14 protein-coding genes are annotated in these 14587 nt (G+C 66.8%); 4 read left to right on the plus strand and 10 right to left on the minus strand.

Annotated elements, in window-relative coordinates; genetic code table 11:
- Positions 1-422 precede the first annotated feature (422 nt).
- From AC07PA_RS30745 to mdeB, 3 genes are all read right to left on the minus strand, one after another.
- A complete protein-coding gene (locus AC07PA_RS30745; protein WP_494609833.1) occupies positions 423-656 on the minus strand; it encodes a hypothetical protein in 234 nt (77 codons plus the stop codon).
- A gap of 109 nt (positions 657-765) precedes the next feature.
- Complete coding sequence (locus tag AC07PA_RS30750) at positions 766-1212, minus strand: GNAT family N-acetyltransferase (protein WP_494609832.1); 447 nt, start codon at positions 1210-1212, stop codon at positions 766-768.
- 94 nt (positions 1213-1306) lie between these two features.
- Positions 1307-3982 (minus strand): alpha-ketoglutarate dehydrogenase, encoded by a 2676-nt coding sequence (gene mdeB, locus AC07PA_RS30755; RefSeq protein WP_494609831.1) that lies wholly within the window; start codon positions 3980-3982, stop codon positions 1307-1309.
- A gap of 101 nt (positions 3983-4083) precedes the next feature.
- Here mdeB and AC07PA_RS30760 point away from each other — a divergent pair, with 101 nt between their 5' ends.
- A complete protein-coding gene (locus AC07PA_RS30760; RefSeq protein WP_494609830.1) occupies positions 4084-4551 on the plus strand; it encodes an Lrp/AsnC family transcriptional regulator in 468 nt (155 codons plus the stop codon).
- An 18-nt stretch (positions 4552-4569) separates the two neighbouring features.
- Here AC07PA_RS30760 and AC07PA_RS30765 read toward each other — a convergent pair whose 3' ends face one another.
- Positions 4570-5583 (minus strand): AraC family transcriptional regulator, encoded by a 1014-nt coding sequence (locus AC07PA_RS30765; RefSeq protein WP_494609829.1) that lies wholly within the window; start codon positions 5581-5583, stop codon positions 4570-4572.
- A gap of 74 nt (positions 5584-5657) precedes the next feature.
- Between AC07PA_RS30765 and AC07PA_RS30770 the strand changes: the two genes are divergently transcribed.
- Together AC07PA_RS30770 and curA are read left to right on the plus strand one after the other, a co-directional pair.
- Entirely contained in the window at positions 5658-6908 is a 1251-nt protein-coding gene (locus tag AC07PA_RS30770; RefSeq protein ID WP_007854909.1) for an MFS transporter, read from the plus strand.
- An 18-nt stretch (positions 6909-6926) separates the two neighbouring features.
- Complete coding sequence (gene curA / locus AC07PA_RS30775; RefSeq protein ID WP_494609828.1) at positions 6927-7949, plus strand: NADPH-dependent curcumin/dihydrocurcumin reductase; 1023 nt, start codon at positions 6927-6929, stop codon at positions 7947-7949.
- Positions 7950-7961: 12 nt separating this feature from the next.
- Here the strand turns inward: curA and AC07PA_RS30780 are convergent, their stop codons facing one another.
- The 3 genes from AC07PA_RS30780 to AC07PA_RS30790 all read right to left on the minus strand — a co-directional run bounded on the left by AC07PA_RS30780 (position 7962) and on the right by AC07PA_RS30790 (position 10767).
- Entirely contained in the window at positions 7962-8978 is a 1017-nt protein-coding gene (locus tag AC07PA_RS30780; RefSeq protein ID WP_494609827.1) for a DUF3014 domain-containing protein, read from the minus strand.
- A 161-nt stretch (positions 8979-9139) separates the two neighbouring features.
- The gene (locus AC07PA_RS30785; protein ID WP_494609826.1) at positions 9140-9796 is read right to left on the minus strand and encodes an alpha/beta hydrolase; all 657 of its coding nucleotides are present in this window, start codon (positions 9794-9796) and stop codon (positions 9140-9142) included.
- Between the two features lie 137 nt (positions 9797-9933).
- The gene (locus AC07PA_RS30790) at positions 9934-10767 is read right to left on the minus strand and encodes a DODA-type extradiol aromatic ring-opening family dioxygenase (protein WP_494609825.1); all 834 of its coding nucleotides are present in this window, start codon (positions 10765-10767) and stop codon (positions 9934-9936) included.
- Between the two features lie 251 nt (positions 10768-11018).
- On the opposite strand from AC07PA_RS30790, the gene AC07PA_RS30795 reads away from it, so the two are divergent.
- Entirely contained in the window at positions 11019-12485 is a 1467-nt protein-coding gene (locus AC07PA_RS30795; RefSeq protein WP_494609824.1) for a hypothetical protein, read from the plus strand.
- 74 nt (positions 12486-12559) lie between these two features.
- On the opposite strand, the gene arfB is transcribed toward AC07PA_RS30795, so the two are convergent.
- The 3 genes from arfB to aroQ are packed head-to-tail and all read right to left on the minus strand — an operon-like array spanning position 12560 to position 14461.
- Positions 12560-13066: an alternative ribosome rescue aminoacyl-tRNA hydrolase ArfB gene (arfB, locus tag AC07PA_RS30800; RefSeq protein WP_494609823.1), complete on the minus strand. Its 507-nt coding sequence runs from the start codon at positions 13064-13066 to the stop codon at positions 12560-12562.
- A gap of 13 nt (positions 13067-13079) precedes the next feature.
- Entirely contained in the window at positions 13080-14003 is a 924-nt protein-coding gene (locus AC07PA_RS30805; protein ID WP_494609822.1) for an alpha/beta fold hydrolase, read from the minus strand.
- Positions 14003-14461 (minus strand): type II 3-dehydroquinate dehydratase, encoded by a 459-nt coding sequence (gene aroQ / locus AC07PA_RS30810; protein ID WP_494609821.1) that lies wholly within the window; start codon positions 14459-14461, stop codon positions 14003-14005. Before aroQ ends, AC07PA_RS30805 begins: the two co-directional genes overlap by 1 nt.
- Positions 14462-14587 lie beyond the last annotated feature (126 nt).

The following is a 14587-nucleotide window of genomic DNA, read 5'->3' on the forward strand; positions in this document are numbered from 1 at the left end:
GGAGCCCGTTCCCACCCCCTTCTGACCGTGCCGAGAAGCGCAGGGCCTGGGGTGAGCGCGTGCCGAAGGACACGCGCCTCGTCGTCTGGCTCGCCGAAGCTGTCTGACCGGAGCTGCCTCGCAGAGGCAGCGCAGGGAGTTCTTCGGCGTCACCCCAGGACCGAGCATCGCAGGCTGCCCCACTCGCCCAACGGGCGAGTGGGGACACGGGCAGCGGGGTCGCCTTTCTTTGGGGTACCTTTCTTTGGCGACTCAAAGAAAGGTACCTCGGCCGCCGGGCCGAGACCCGGCCTCCGCCCTCAAAACTCAAGCGCCGCAGCAGCTACGTGCCACTGGCCAACGCCTGCAATGGTGGTTGCAGGCTTGGCGCAACACCTTGGTACCACAGCGACGCACCAGCACCCAAGGAACTCGAACAGCGCTCAGGGCGACAACGCCTGCTCCACGGCCACCTTCGCCTCTTCCAGGCTGCTGAAAAACCGCGTGGGCTGCGGCAGGGCCTTGGGCAGATGGGAGGGAGGCGGCCACAAACGCTCATCCGTCCAACCTGCCGTCCAACCACCAATGTCCTTGCGCTTGACCGAGCAGACGGCTTGCCCGCTGACCGTCGCTATCCAGGTGGTAGGCGGATCGTGGTCCCAGGTGACGTTTGCCATGGCGCCCTCCAATGGTTGACTGCAACACATTGTAAGAAGACTCTTAACCGGCCGGCACTGGGGGTTCCCCGACTGCGCCACACCAGCCGTTTGCCGATGGCTTGGCCCACTACAGCAGCTTCCCCAGCATCACCACCCGCCCCTTGCGATAGCCCAGGCCCTCATAGAACCCAAACGCCGGCGCCTCCTCCAGGGTCTGCAGGTTCACACTCACGATCCCCTCTGTCCGCAGCGCATCCTCCAACGCCAGCATCAGGACTGCCCCAGCCCCTTGCCGCTGCAAATGCCCTGCAACGCACATCTCCTTGATGTGAAACGTCCACCCATTCACCCACCGCTCCTTCCACCCCAGCACCATGGCAACCGGCACGTCCTCGACCAGCAACGCCATTGCGCGCGCAGCCGGAAAGGCCATGAAGGCCGCGAGCCGCTCCACCACAGCGGCATGCTCCCATCCATCGTTCCAGGGCGGTGCATTGAACACGCCCAGGTACAGGTCCGCACAGTCGGCAATGTTCTCGGCCGTCAGGGCCACCGTGGCAAAGGGCAGGGTCATGGGAAACAAGCGCAAAAAAACACCAGGGCGGCAAGCGTAGCGCACCACGCTTGCCGCCCTGAAAGAGCATGCTTTACAACGGCCTGCAGAGGGCTCAACGCGCCGTCGTGGCCCCCAGCGCAAACTTCGCGGCCTTCGCCACCGCGGCCGCATCCACCCCGAAGAACTCCCGCAGCGCCGCCCGCGTATCGCTGCGCCCAAAGCCATCGGTCCCCAAGGTCATGTACTTGCGCCCCTCGGGAATGAAGGCCCGCACCGTCTCGGGCACGGCGCGCACATAGTCGGTTGCAGCAATCACCGGTCCGCTTGTGGCGGCCAGCTGTGCTCCAAGCCAGGGGGTACCCGGCTTATCTGTTTCTCCTGCAATGGCGCGCTGCTCGCAGGCCACGCCATCGCGCGCCAGTTCGCTCCAGCTGGTCACGCTGACCACGGTGGCGGTGATGCCCTCGGCGGCCAGCTGCTGCGCAGCCTTGACCACCTCGGTGAGGATGGCACCGGAGCCCAGCAGCGTCACTTGGCGGGCGTTGGTTGCTGCAGCGCCTTCGGCCTCGACGCGCTGGAACACATAGCAGCCGCGCAGCACGCCTTCGGCCGCATCCACGGGCAGGTCGGGCTGTGCATAGTTCTCGTTCATCAGCGTGACGTAGTAGAAAACGTCACGCTGCTCGGTCACCATCTCGCGCATGCCGGCGTCGATGATCACCGCCATCTCACCCGCGTAGGCCGGGTCGTAGGCCTTGCAGTTGGGTATCGTTGCGGCCACCAGGTGGCTGCTGCCGTCCTGGTGCTGCAGGCCCTCGCCACCCAGCGTGGTGCGGCCCGACGTGGCGCCCAGCAAAAAGCCGCGCGCGCGCTGGTCGGCAGCCGCCCAGATCGCATCGCCCACGCGCTGAAAGCCGAACATCGAGTAGTAGATGTAGAACGGCAGCATGGCCAGGCCGTGCACCGTGTAGCTGGTGGCCGCGGCCGTCCAGCTGGCGATGGCGCCGGCCTCGCTGATGCCCTCTTCCAGGATCTGGCCGTCCAGCGCCTCGCGGTAGCTCAGTACCGAGCCGATGTCTTCGGGCGCATAGCGCTGGCCCACGCTGCTGTAGATGCCGACCTGCTTGAACAAATTGGCCATGCCGAAGGTGCGCGCCTCGTCGGCCACGATGGGCACGATGCGCGGGCCCAGCGTGGCGTCCTTGAGCAGGCCGCCGAGCATGCGCACGAAGGCCATGGTGGTGCTCATCTCCTTGGACTGCGGCTGCAGCGCGAACTGCGCGTAGCTTTCGATGGCGGGCACGGGCAGCGCCTCGCAGGTAGTGTCGCGGCGCGGCAGGTAGCCGCCCAGGGCCTGGCGGTGGCTGCGCAGGTAGCGCATCTCGGGGCTGTCCTCGGCGGGCTTGAAGAAGGCCAGGCTGGTGGCCTGCTCGTCGGTAAGGGGCAGGTTGAAACGGTTGCGGAACTCGATGAGGTCGGTCTCGTCCAGCTTCTTCTGGCTGTGCGTGGTCATCTTGCCCTGGCCGGCCGTGCCCATGCCGTAACCCTTCTTGGTGTGCGCCAAAATCACCGTAGGCTGGCCCTGGTGGCGCGCGGCGGCGGCGTAAGCAGCGTGGATCTTCACCAGGTCGTGCCCGCCGCGCTTCAGGCGGTCGATCTGCTCGTCCGTCATGCCCTGGGCCAGGGCCGCCAGCTCGGGGTTCTGGCCGAAGAAGTTGTCGCGGTTGAAGCGCCCGTCCTTGGCCGCAAAGGTCTGCATCTGGCCGTCCACCGTGCCTTCGAGCGTGCGCACCAGCGCGCCGGTCAGGTCGCGGGCGAACAGGCCGTCCCAGTCGCTGCCCCAGACCAGCTTGACCACGTTCCAGCCCGCGCCGGCGAACAGGCGCTCCAGCTCGTCGATGATGCGGCCGTTGCCGCGCACCGGGCCGTCCAGGCGCTGCAGGTTGCAGTTGACCACCCACACCAGGTTGTCGAGGCCCTCGCGCGCGGCCAGGGTCAGCGCGCTCATGCTCTCGGGCTCGTCCATCTCGCCATCGCCGAACACACCCCAGACCTTGCGTGCCGAGCAGTCGAGCAGGTTGCGGTGAGTGAGGTAGCGCATGAAGCGCGCGTGGTAGATGCTGCTGATGGGACCGATGCCCATCGACCCGGTGGGGAACTGCCAGAAGTCCGGCATCAGCCAGGGGTGCGGGTAGCTCGACAGGCCCTGCGCGCCCGCGCCCGGCGCCGTGAGCTCCTGGCGGTAGTGCATCAGGTCCTGCTCGGACAGGCGGCCTTCCAGGAACGCGCGCGCATACACGCCCGGCGCGCTGTGCGGCTGGAAGAACACCAGGTCGCCCCGGTGCTGCCCTTCGCCCAGGCCTTCGCGGGCCCGGAAAAAGTGGTTGAAGCCGCTCTCGAACAGGTCGGCCGCGCTGGCGTAGCTCGCGATGTGGCCGCCCAACTCGCCATAGGCCTGGTTGGCGCGCACCACCATGGCCAGCGCGTTCCAGCGCACGATGGAGGCCACGCGCTCCTCGATGGCCAGGTCACCGGGGAAGACGGGCTGGTCCTGCACGGCCACGGTGTTCACGTACGGCGTGTTCAGGTCGGGATGCCAGCCCACGCGCTGGGCCCGCGCCAGGCGCACCATTTCCTGCAGCATGAAGCGCGCGCGCTCCGGTCCCTCGGTCGCGACCAGGGCCAGGAAGGCATCGCGCCATTCGGCGGTTTCTTGGGGATCCGTGTCAGCCAACACGGTGGCCGATGCAGGCATGAGCAGGTGGTGGGGGGCGGTGGGGGCGTTCATGCCGCAACTGTAGCCATTGCCGCCCCGAATGGGATGCCGTTCTGGCCCGCAAAAGCCTCCGCCACAGCATTTCGTGCGCCAAACCACCTAAACTGCAGCACATGAAGCTGGATACCCTCGATTTGCGCATTCTGGCCGAGCTGCAGGCCGACGGTTCCCTGTCCAACGTGGAGCTGGCGCGGCGCGTGCACCTGTCGCCCTCGCCCTGCCTGGCGCGCGTGAAGGCGCTGGAGGCCGCGGGCGTCATCAGCCGTTACGTGGCCCTGGCCAGCGCGGCCGCCCTGGGCCTGGGGCTCAACGTCTTCATCAGCATCAGCCTGAAGACGCAGAGCAAGGAGGCGCTGGGCGACTTCGAGCAGCGCATCGCCGAGCACGACGAGGTGATGGAGTGCTACCTCATGAGCGGCGACAGCGACTACCTGATCCGCGTGGCCGTGTCCGACATCGGGGCGCTGGAGCGTTTCATCCTGGAGCGGCTGGCCCCCATACCCGGCGTGGAAAAGATCCGCTCGAGCTTTGCGCTCAAGCAGGTGCGCTACAAGACGGCGCTGCCGCTGCCCAAGGCATAGAACCCGCAGCCGCCTCCCTCATTGCGCGCGCGCCGTGCTCGGTGGGTGCCCGATGATGCGCTTGTACGCCCGGCTGAACGAGGCCTCGGACTCATAGCCCAGCCGGTTGGCCGCCACGGCCACGCGCATGCCGTCGCGCGCGATCCAGCGGCGCGCCTGCGACATCTTGACCTTGGCCACGTAGCGCGCCGGGCTCTCGCCCATGGTGCGCGTGAACGATTCGGAAAAGCTCGAGCGCGAGGCGCCCATCAGGTCGGCCAGCAGCGGCACGTTCCAGTCGCGCTCGGGGTCGGCGTGGATGGCGGCGATCACCTTGCCGATGCGCGGGCAGCGCACCGCCGCGATCCAGCCCGTGGGGTTGTTGCAGCTGCACTCCACCCAAGCGCGGATGATGCTGGCGGCCAGCGCATCGGCCAGGCGCGCCAGGATGGCGCAGGCGCCCATGCGGTCCTGCTCCACCTCGCGCTCCATGGCATCGAGCAGCACCGGCACGGTGGTGTCGCGCCGTGCCAGGTCGCCGGCCATCATCACCTCGGGCATCATGGCCATCAGCGGGTGCAGCGGGTCGAGGTTGAAGCGCAGCGCGCCGCAGAACATCACGTCGGGCGCCTGCGGCGGGGGCGGTGCCACGGCGGCGCCCAGGTGCGCATTGTTGGCATCGCGCCCGTCCACCAGGTAGATGTTCTCGGACACGGCCTTGCGCGCCAGCGAATCGATGTCCACCGGCGGCACGTCGGGCGAGCTGGCCAGCACATGGAAGCTGCCATGCGGCAGCAGCACCGCGTCGCCCGGGTTCAGGCGCTGCCAGTCGGTACCCGGCGTGCGCAGCCAGGCGCCGCCATGGCCCACGAAGTGAAAGCGCGCCGAGCGCTGCGCCGGGAAGGCAATGGCCCATGGCGGGTGCAGCACGCAGCGGCCATACTCCACGCCATCCAGGCGCAGGCCGAGCAGGATCTGGGTCAGCAGGTCCGGCGGGTCCGCGAACGGCTGCTGAGGCACCTGGTTGAATGGCTTGGATAAAAAGTCAAGCATCTCGGCTTTTAGGGCATGGAAACGCCGCCATCTTATCCCTACGATGGCTTTCCATCCATCCCAAGGCCTTTCCCGTGTCCTCCTCTCCCTCCTGCTCCGCCTGCCTTGATGCGCCCACCGGTGCCGTCGTTGCCGAGGCCACGCCCGCCCCGCACTCCACCCCCGAGCCCACCGAGGCACGCTGGGCCGCCGTGGCCTCCATGGCCCTGGGGGTGTTCGGCCTGGTCACGGCCGAGTTCCTGCCCGCCAGCCTGCTCACCGCCATGGCCAGCGACCTGCGCGTGAGCGATGGCGCCGCAGGCCAGGCCGTCACCGTGACGGCGCTGGTGGCCGCCGTGGCCGCCCCGTCGCTGCCGCTGCTCACGCGCCGCATCGACCGGCGGCTGGTGATGATCGCCTTCACGCTGCTGCTGGTGCTGTCCAACCTGATGTCGGCCCTGGCCGGCAGCATGGTCACCCTGCTGGCGGCGCGGGTGCTGCTGGGCGTAGCGCTGGGCGGCTTCTGGTCCATGTCGGCCGCGCTGGCCATGCGGCTGGTGCCGGCGTCGCTGTTTGCGCGGGCCATGTCCTTCATCCTCACCGGGGTGTCGGTGGCCACCGTGTGCGCGGCGCCCATCGGCGCCTGGATGGGCGACCTGTGGGGCTGGCGCAGCGCCTTCATCGCGGCCGGCGGCATCAGCCTGATCACGCTGGCCGTGCAACTGGTGGCCCTGCCCGCCCTGCCCCCGCGCGACAACCCCAACCTCAAGGTGCTGGGCGAGCTGCTGCGCCGCCCGCCCGTGCGCGTTGCGTTGCTGGCCGTGCTGCTGGTCATCTCGGGCCACTTCGCAGGCTTCACCTACATCCGCCCGCTGATGGAGCAGGTCACCCACCTGTCGGTGGCCACCATCACGGCCGTGCTGCTGGGCTACGGCGTGGGCGGTTTCTTCGGCAACTTCGTGGGCGGCTGGATCGCCGGGCGCAGCGAGCGCCAGGCCATCGTGGCCGGCGGTGCCGTCATCGCCGTGCTGGCCGCCACCTTGCTGGTGGCCGGGCAGTCGGCCGCCATCACGGCCGTGGCCGTCACGCTGTGGGGCTTTGCGTTCGGCGCCTTCCCTGTCGGCTTCCAGACCTGGATCGTGCGCGCCGCACCCGACCAGGCCGAGGGAGCGGGCGGGCTGCTGGTGGCGGCCTTCCAGATCGCCATTGCCAGCGGCGCCATCTTCGGCGGCCTGATGGTGGACCATGTGGGCGCCCTGGGCGGCCCGGCCTTCGCGCTGGCGGCCCTCACGCTCGGCACACTGCTCACGCTGCGCCACGGCCCCCGGCCTGCCGCGGCCGCCTGATCCAGGGGAGTACGCACCATGGCAAGCAACCGCCGCATCACACTCGCCGCGCGCCCGCAAGGGCTGCCTGAACCCAAGCACTTCGGGTTGGAGACGCAGCCCGTACCCGAGCCTGCCGAGGGCCAGGTGCTGCTGCAGACGCTGTACCTGTCCATCGACCCCTACATGCGCAACCTGATGGACCCCATCGGCCCGGGCTACGCGCCGCCTGTGGAGATCGGCGCGCCCATGGTCGGCGGCACGGTGAGCCGGGTCGTCACCTCACGCAACCCGCAGTTCCGCGAAGGCGAGCTGGTGCTGGCCAACGCCGGCTGGCAGGACTACGCCCTGTCCGACGGCAGCGACCTGCTGGCGCTGGGCGATGCGGCGCAGCCCTCGCAATCCCTGGGCGGCCTAGGCATGCCGGGCTTCACGGCCTATGTCGGCCTGCTCGACATCGGGCAACCGAAGCCGGGCGAGACGGTGGTGGTGGCAGCAGCCACCGGTGCCGTGGGCGCCATCGTGGGCCAGATCGCCAAGATCAAGGGCGCACGCGTGGTGGGCATTGCCAGCGGCGCCGACAAGTGCCGCCATGCGGTGGAAAAACTGGGCTTCGACGCCTGCCTGGACCGGCGCGAGCCCGACCTGGCACAGCGCCTGGCAACGGCCTGCCCGCAGGGCATCGATGTGTACTTCGAAAACGTGGGCGGCGAGGTGTTCGATGCCGTGCTGCCGCTCCTGAACCTGCACGCCCGCGTGCCGGTGTGCGGCTTCATCGCCCACTACAACGATGAAGAGAACACGCCCAGCGGGCCCGACCGCCTGCCCCGCCTCACGGCCACGCTGCTGCAAAAGCGCGTGCGCATGCAGGGCTTCATCATCCTGGACCACTACGGCGAGCGCTTCGACAGCTTTCGCCGCGAGATGGCCGCCTGGATCGCCCAGGGCCAGGTGCGCCTGCGCGAAGACATCATGGACGGGCTGGAGAACGCGCCGCAGGCGCTGCGCCGGGTGCTGCAGGGGCAGAACTTCGGAAAAACCGTCGTGCGCGTAGCGCAATAGGTCAGCAGGCGCTCACTGCACCTTGGCTGCTGGAGCGGGCTTGGCCGCAGCGGCCTGCTGCGGCTTGGCCTGCGCGCCCTTGCCCACGGCCTTGGGCCCTACGCCCGTGGCCACGCGCTTGCGGAACTCGGCCAGGCGGGCCTTCAGGCGCTTTTCATTCTCGGGACCCATGCGCACCAGCATCTTCTGCCCGCTGGACAGGCCCTGCAGCTGCGGGTCCACGAATTCGTAGCGCACCCAGGGCCGGGTGGAGGTCACCTCGCCCTTCACCTCGGTCAGCTCCACCAGCAGCGGGCCGGTGGGCTCGGGCGTCTTGAGCAGGTGGTCGAGCACGGCCACCAGGCGGTCGTTGAAGTACTTGCCCGGATAGCCCAGCTCTTCGTACGCCTGCTGGAACAGCGGGTACAGCCGCGCATACAAGGCCACCGCCTGGTCGACGGGGATGGCCTCGGCAAAGGCCACGAAGGCGCTGTAGCGCCCGGCATTGCCGCCCGCAATCGCCAGTTGGCCGTGGGTGCCCGGCACGCCCTCCACGCTAAAGCGGCGCGGCGCCAGCTGCACCGGCCACATGCGCGATGGCGCCTGGGCACGCGGCAGGTTGTCCACCGTGGCCACCGCGCGGCGCACAAAGCCGTCGAGCTGCAGGAACGAGCCCACCGACGGCTGGCCCAACAGCTCCGTCAACGCCTGGGCCACGGCCGCATCGGACTCGGCCAGGTCGGGCAGCGTGGCCGCCTCGGCCGGGGCCAGCGGATCGATCAGGTTTTGCGGACCGGCGGGCTCCGATGCCGCGGCGACGGGGGCCGATGCCGGGGCCGCGGCTTCAGGTGGCGCGGCGCTGGTGGCCTGTTCGGCAGGGGCATTACCGGCCTGCCAGCGCCACCAGGCATAGCCCGCGCCGACCAGGGCCACGACCAACACGGTCGCCACCACCGCTGTGCCACCGCCCCCGCTGCGCGGCGGTGCCGGACGCTGGTCGCTGCGCAGTTCGGAGAAATCGCGGTCGTGGTCGAGCACTGGATCGGGCATGCAGGGGTCCTTGCGTCATGGGCCGGGGTGCGGCCAACGCAGCGGCCCGGGTCATGGCCTGACCATTGGAAACCCTTTAGGTTCCGGCAAGACGTAACGCCCTGTTTTCGTCATGGGCACGCTGCACACGCGCAACAGCGCGCGCAGCACGCGGGAGATTCCTACAAGGTCTGCAACCAGTCCACCGTAGCGGCCAGCTCGGCCGGGCGGATCTCGTGCATGCCCGGGAACTCGCGGTAGTTCAGGGCGACGGGCAACTGCGCGAAGTGCTCGCGGATGGCATGCGCCTGCACCAGCGGGATCACGTTGTCCTGCGTGCCATGGCTCACCCACAGCTGCTTGCCCTGCAGCGCAGCAGCCGGCGCGGCCACGGGCAGCACCTGGGGCAGCAGGCGGCTGTGCCACACCATGGCGGCCTGCAGCAGCGCAGGCTGGGTGAGCAGCAGCGACAGCGACATGATGCCGCCTTGGCTGAACCCGCCCACCACTACGCGGTTGGCCGGCACACCCAGCTGGGTCGCAGCGGCCTCGACCGCCTGGGCCACCAGCGCGCGGCTTTGCAGCTCCTGCGGCTCGTTGATGGTGCGGTCGCCGTTGGGCGCCACCGAGAACTCGAACCAGGCATTGGCACCCGGCCCCATGCGGAACGGCGCACGCAGGCTCAGCACGTGGAAGCGCCCTGGCACATGCGGCGCCAGGCCGAACAGGTCCTGCTCATTGCTGCCCACGCCGTGCATCAGCACCAGCAGCCAGGGCTCGGGGGTGCCGGCGGTGGCGGGGCGGTGCAGGTAGGTCAGCGGCAGTTGAGGTGTAGTCATGAATCTTGATGTTGAAGGGATGCCGGAGAGCGGCGAACAAAGCTCAGCGAAGCGGTTCTGGCTAGGCGCTGCGTCGCAGACAGTACTGCAAGTACGGCAAGACGCAGCAACAACGCCAGAAGAGGTTTGTTCGTCGCTCAGTGTGCAGCGGGCTGGAGGGCAAAGGCATCCATGGACAACATGCTGTACATCACCTCGCGGCTCAGGTACTGCGGCTGCAGGTCATCGCCCGCCGCGCCCAGTGCGAAGAAGATGGGCAAGAAGTGGTCTTCCGTGGGGTGCGCGCGCGTGGCGTGCGGCGCCTGGCTGCGGTAGTTGAGCAGCGCCTGCATGTCGCCCCGGGCCAGCACGCCTTCGATCCAGCGGCTGAACTCCAGCACATAGGGCGCCGGCTCGCGCGCCCCGCCAAAGAACTCCGACAGGTTGTGCGTCATGCTGCCCGAACCCACCACCAGCACGCCCTGGCTGCGCAGCCCGCGCAACGCCGCACCCAGCGCGTACACCTCGGCCGGGCCCGCGCCGGCAGGCAGCGCCACCTGCACCACGGGCAGGTCGGCATCGGGGAACAGGTGCATCAGCGGCACCCAGGCGCCATGGTCGAAGGGCCGCGCGGCATCGCCCTGTGCAGCCACGCCAGCGGCCTGCAACAGCGAGAGCACCTCCTGCGCCAGCGCAGGCGAGCCCGGGGCCGGGTACTGCAACTGGTACAGCGCCTGCGGAAAACCGCCAAAGTCATGCCAGGTGGCCGGCTGCGGCCCGGTCATCACCTGCGGGCTGCGCGCCATCCAGTGAGGCGACATGATCACCACCCCGCGCAAGCCCGGGAACTGCGCGCGCAGCCCCTGCCCCCACTGCGTGAGCGCGGGGCCGGTGGTACCGGCATCGATGGCGAACAGCGGCGCGCCATGCGAGACGAACAGGGCGGGCACGGTGGCAGGCGACGAAGAAGGGGCTTGGGTGGTGGCGGACATGGGGCGTACTTTCTCTAGGGTCTGAGAGGTACTGTAGGCCTTGCGAAGGCCGAGACCAAGCACCGGAGGTCAAACGGATTGTTGCGTTTTTGGGGTGAATCGAGAATTTAAAGTGCGGTAGTTCCACAATCGACGGACTCTTGACATCGAGACTCTGAGCATGGTGAACTGCATCGCGTCAACAATAGCGCGAGCCCCGTTGTTAACGCGCTTCAACACAGCCGCATCAAAAACGATTTCAAGTCTCAGGCATGGCAACTCATCTACTTTCGCAGCTCACCCTGCCGGATCGATACGAGCGACTCGAGAAGCATCTTGGCTCCGAAATCGCAAATCTGCTCATTGCACCTGCGGGTCAAAATGTCGATAGCCTTCGATCACTCGCTAACGAAGTGCTAACACGCGATGAAGGCGTTCTTGTTCCGTTGGCAGGACGAACCGGCGTAGGGAAAACAACTTTTGTGATGAATGCCTCGCAATGGCTACCGGCCCTCTTTGGGCCGACCTGTGCATATGACGGTGAGCTTTCATTTGAAGGACTGGTTCAGGCCATCAAAGATTTTGTCAAAACGCTTCCAGCAAATAACAGAAGAATTATCCCAATAAATATTGATCACCGGGAAAACGCCCCTCCAAGCGATACTGAACTTGCCGCAATAAAAAGATTTCTTCGAACGAATGCAGGCGGGGTCCCTTCAATCGTCTTTTGGCCTGAAACAAATACCGATATTGCGACAACCCTTTCGACACGGTATGTAGAGATAGCTGGAGAAACCTCTATTGACCTCCCGTTGATTTGCGAGGGTCCGCCCAAAGAGACTTGGCAAGACACTGCAAAGCACACACTTACTTTGTCAAATCACATGAACAACCTCGAAGAGCTCGGGGTTAATCCATCCGATTATCAGCCAAAAGAGTTTTATACCTTAGGCGGTTTTCTTCGCCGTCTATCTCGAGACTTCAACGCTAGGATTCAGGCGCTCCAAGCCGAATTGGAAAAACCGGTATCTGTACTCATTGTTTTTGCCAGTGAGAGTGCAGACCCCGGCGTGCTTACACAACTAACCTCACCATCGCGATACGGGCTTCTCGATGCTCATGCACTAATATCTGTAACTTCACAGAGCGAGATCGGCAAGTGGTGGTCTGCACGTAGAGGACTTCTAACAAAAACTATTGTGCAGCTCGATGCTCACGCACTTTGCCTAGCTCCGACAGCCGCTGCGTCTTGCATAAGAAATTTTTCAGATTCAATGCCACTATTTGATGACGCGGGCTACAAGAGATATGGACCAGCTCGCGGAGTTCGTGATCTTGGGCGTTCCGACTTAGGAAAAATAATCTGCGAAGTTGAGCTTTCTAGATTCGAGGCTCGCGGCACCCCAGGCGAGGATGCTGCGGCAGCTTTTCAACTTCTTGCGGAAGCAGGCTTCAACCTCGGCAAGGACAAAAACCTTAACAATATAATGCGAACAGCAATCGAGAGCATATTGCGCGATGTTGAGGCCCCTTTTGAGAGAGCGACGTCCGAGCAAAAACTCCCCTTCTGCGGATTGATTCCAGACAACGCCATTTATTTTGAAAACAAAGTTCAATGTATCGAGTACACGTGGCGAAAGGGTGATTTTTTAGCTTCAGGCAATCGCTCCACGGTAGCACAATACATCCTCAACAAGCTTCAAAGCTATGCGCGCCAACTTCAATGGACGACTGACTAAGCAAGATACCACTCGCCCACCCTTGAGTTCTCACTAACATTGAATGAACTAAAAGCCGAGAGCGCCGGTCAAACTCAATCCACCACCCGCCCCCGCAACGCCTTCGTCGCACTGCGCTGGCTCTTGCCCTCCAGCCGCCGCTGCTTGGACCCATACGTCGGCTTGGTCGCCCGCCGCACCCGCGGCGGTGCAGCCACCGTGTTGACCAGCGCATTCAGCCGCTCCATCGCATCCGCACGGTTCATGTCCTGGCTGCGGTACTGCTGGGCCTTGATGACGACCACGCCCTCCTGGGTGATGCGCGAATCGCGCAGGGCCAGCAGGCGCTCCTTGACCCCTTCGGACAACGAAGACGCGGCGATATCGAAACGCAGGTGCACGGCGCTCGATACCTTGTTGACGTTCTGCCCGCCCGCGCCCTGGGCGCGCATGGCGGTGATCTCGACCTCACGCTCGTCCACCTGCAGCACGGCGACCTGGCCGTTGACGCGCGGGGCCTCCTGCGGCGGGCGGGGTGGGCGCGGCGCAGCCTCGGGCGTGGCGGCGGGCAGTGGCGCTTTGGGTGGGACGAGGGGAAGCATGTCGTCAGCCATCTCAGCCCCTGCCCACCGCACCATCGGCCAGTGCCGCCAGCAGGGCCTGCAAAAAGGCCTCGGGCCGCTCGAACTGCACCCAGTGGCCGGCATCGGCCACCAGGGCCATGCCGCGAAAATCAGGCGCGGCAGCGGCGTACGCCCCCTCCAGTTGGCCGATCCAGCCCTGGTACAGCGCGTCGGCTTCGCCATAGATGGCGTGCACCGGGCAGCCCACCTGGGCCAGCGAGCGGGCGAGGATGTCGGTGCGCGCCAGGCGGCGGCGCGTCATGCGGTCGCGCACCACATTGCCCACATGCACTTCGAGCGCCAGGCCCTCGACCAGGGCCGGGTCGTGCAGCATCAGCGCGGCCAGGTTGTAGCGGTGCATGTCGAGCTGCTCGGCGGGCGGCAGGTGGCGCCAGCCCTTGAGGCGCACGGGCCGCTCGGGCACCACGCCCATGGCCGGGGCACCCACCACCACCAGTTGGCGCGCCAGTTCGGGGTGGGCCGCCAGCATGAGCCCCGCCGTCATCCCGCCAAAGGAAAAACCCACCAGGTCCACCGGCCGCGGCCCGAACAGGGCGCGCAGGCCATCGGCCATGGGTTCGACCAGCGCATCGGCATCGCCGCCCGTGGGCGGGGTGGCCGAATCGCCAAAGCCCGGCAGGTCGGGTATCCAGACCTGGCGGCCGGCGGCGACCAGGGGTTCGATGTTGCGCACCCAGTGCGTCCAGCTGCCGCTGCCGCCATGCAGCAGCACCAGCGGCGGGACGTCGGCCCGCGCCTCGCCCCAGCGGTGCCAGACGGTGTCGCCACTCCCGCAGGGGGTGGTGTGGCGCTGCGCCAGGGCGCGCAGGCGGTCGATCTCGGGGGACGGCAGGCGGGCGACCTCGCGCGCAGGGGCTGCGGGGTTCGGGTCCTCGTCGTCGTCCCCAGCCGCCATCACATGCCCGCCAGGCCGTCGATGGCCAGCACGTAGCCGCGCACGCCAAAGCCGCACATCACGGCCTTGGCCGCTGCGGCGATGTAGGAGTGGTGGCGGAAGGCCTCGCGGGCGTGCACATTGCTGATGTGCAGCTCGATCAGCGTGATGGCCGTGCCCTTGGTGGCGTCATGCAGGGCCACGCTGGTGTGCGTGTAGGCGCCGGCATTGATCACCACGCCCGCCAGTTCACCGGCGGCGTGCAGGCGGCCGGCCTCGTGGATCCAGTCCACCAGGGCGCCTTCGTGGTTGCTCTGGTGAAAGCGCAGCGCGAAACCATGGCGCTCGCAGGCCTCGGCGCACATCTGCTCCACATCGGCCAGGGTGTGCGCGCCGTACACGGCGGGTTCGCGCGTGCCAAGCAGGTTCAGGTTGGGGCCGTTCAGGACAAAAACGGTTTTCTTCTGGGCAGACGACATGGTGCAGCAACTCTCCGGGCGTTGGGATGGGCTTGCCGATCATTTGCCAGGCAAGCCGTGGTGGAAGCGCCAAAAACGCTTCCTTCCAACGCCGGATTATGCGGTGCCCGCCACCGTCGCACAGGG

The organism is Acidovorax sp. GW821-FHT09B03, from assembly GCF_059418305.1.

What these genes read in the sequence shown, in the direction of transcription:
- AC07PA_RS30750 (WP_494609832.1), bottom strand. Translation starts at nt 1,212, where the DNA reads ATGACCCTGCCCTTTGCCACGGTGGCCCTGACGGCCGAGAACATTGCC.
- curA (WP_494609828.1), top strand. Translation starts at nt 6,927, where the DNA reads ATGGCAAGCAACCGCCGCATCACACTCGCCGCGCGCCCGCAAGGGCTG.
- AC07PA_RS30760 (WP_494609830.1), top strand. Translation starts at nt 4,084, where the DNA reads ATGAAGCTGGATACCCTCGATTTGCGCATTCTGGCCGAGCTGCAGGCC.
- mdeB (WP_494609831.1), bottom strand. Translation starts at nt 3,982, where the DNA reads ATGAACGCCCCCACCGCCCCCCACCACCTGCTCATGCCTGCATCGGCC.
- aroQ (WP_494609821.1), bottom strand. Translation starts at nt 14,461, where the DNA reads ATGTCGTCTGCCCAGAAGAAAACCGTTTTTGTCCTGAACGGCCCCAAC.
- AC07PA_RS30765 (WP_494609829.1), bottom strand. Translation starts at nt 5,583, where the DNA reads ATGCTTGACTTTTTATCCAAGCCATTCAACCAGGTGCCTCAGCAGCCG.
- AC07PA_RS30780 (WP_494609827.1), bottom strand. Translation starts at nt 8,978, where the DNA reads ATGCCCGATCCAGTGCTCGACCACGACCGCGATTTCTCCGAACTGCGC.
- AC07PA_RS30805 (WP_494609822.1), bottom strand. Translation starts at nt 14,003, where the DNA reads ATGGCGGCTGGGGACGACGACGAGGACCCGAACCCCGCAGCCCCTGCG.
- AC07PA_RS30745 (WP_494609833.1), bottom strand. Translation starts at nt 656, where the DNA reads ATGGCAAACGTCACCTGGGACCACGATCCGCCTACCACCTGGATAGCG.
- AC07PA_RS30785 (WP_494609826.1), bottom strand. Translation starts at nt 9,796, where the DNA reads ATGACTACACCTCAACTGCCGCTGACCTACCTGCACCGCCCCGCCACC.
- AC07PA_RS30790 (WP_494609825.1), bottom strand. Translation starts at nt 10,767, where the DNA reads ATGTCCGCCACCACCCAAGCCCCTTCTTCGTCGCCTGCCACCGTGCCC.
- arfB (WP_494609823.1), bottom strand. Translation starts at nt 13,066, where the DNA reads ATGCTTCCCCTCGTCCCACCCAAAGCGCCACTGCCCGCCGCCACGCCC.
- AC07PA_RS30795 (WP_494609824.1), top strand. Translation starts at nt 11,019, where the DNA reads ATGGCAACTCATCTACTTTCGCAGCTCACCCTGCCGGATCGATACGAG.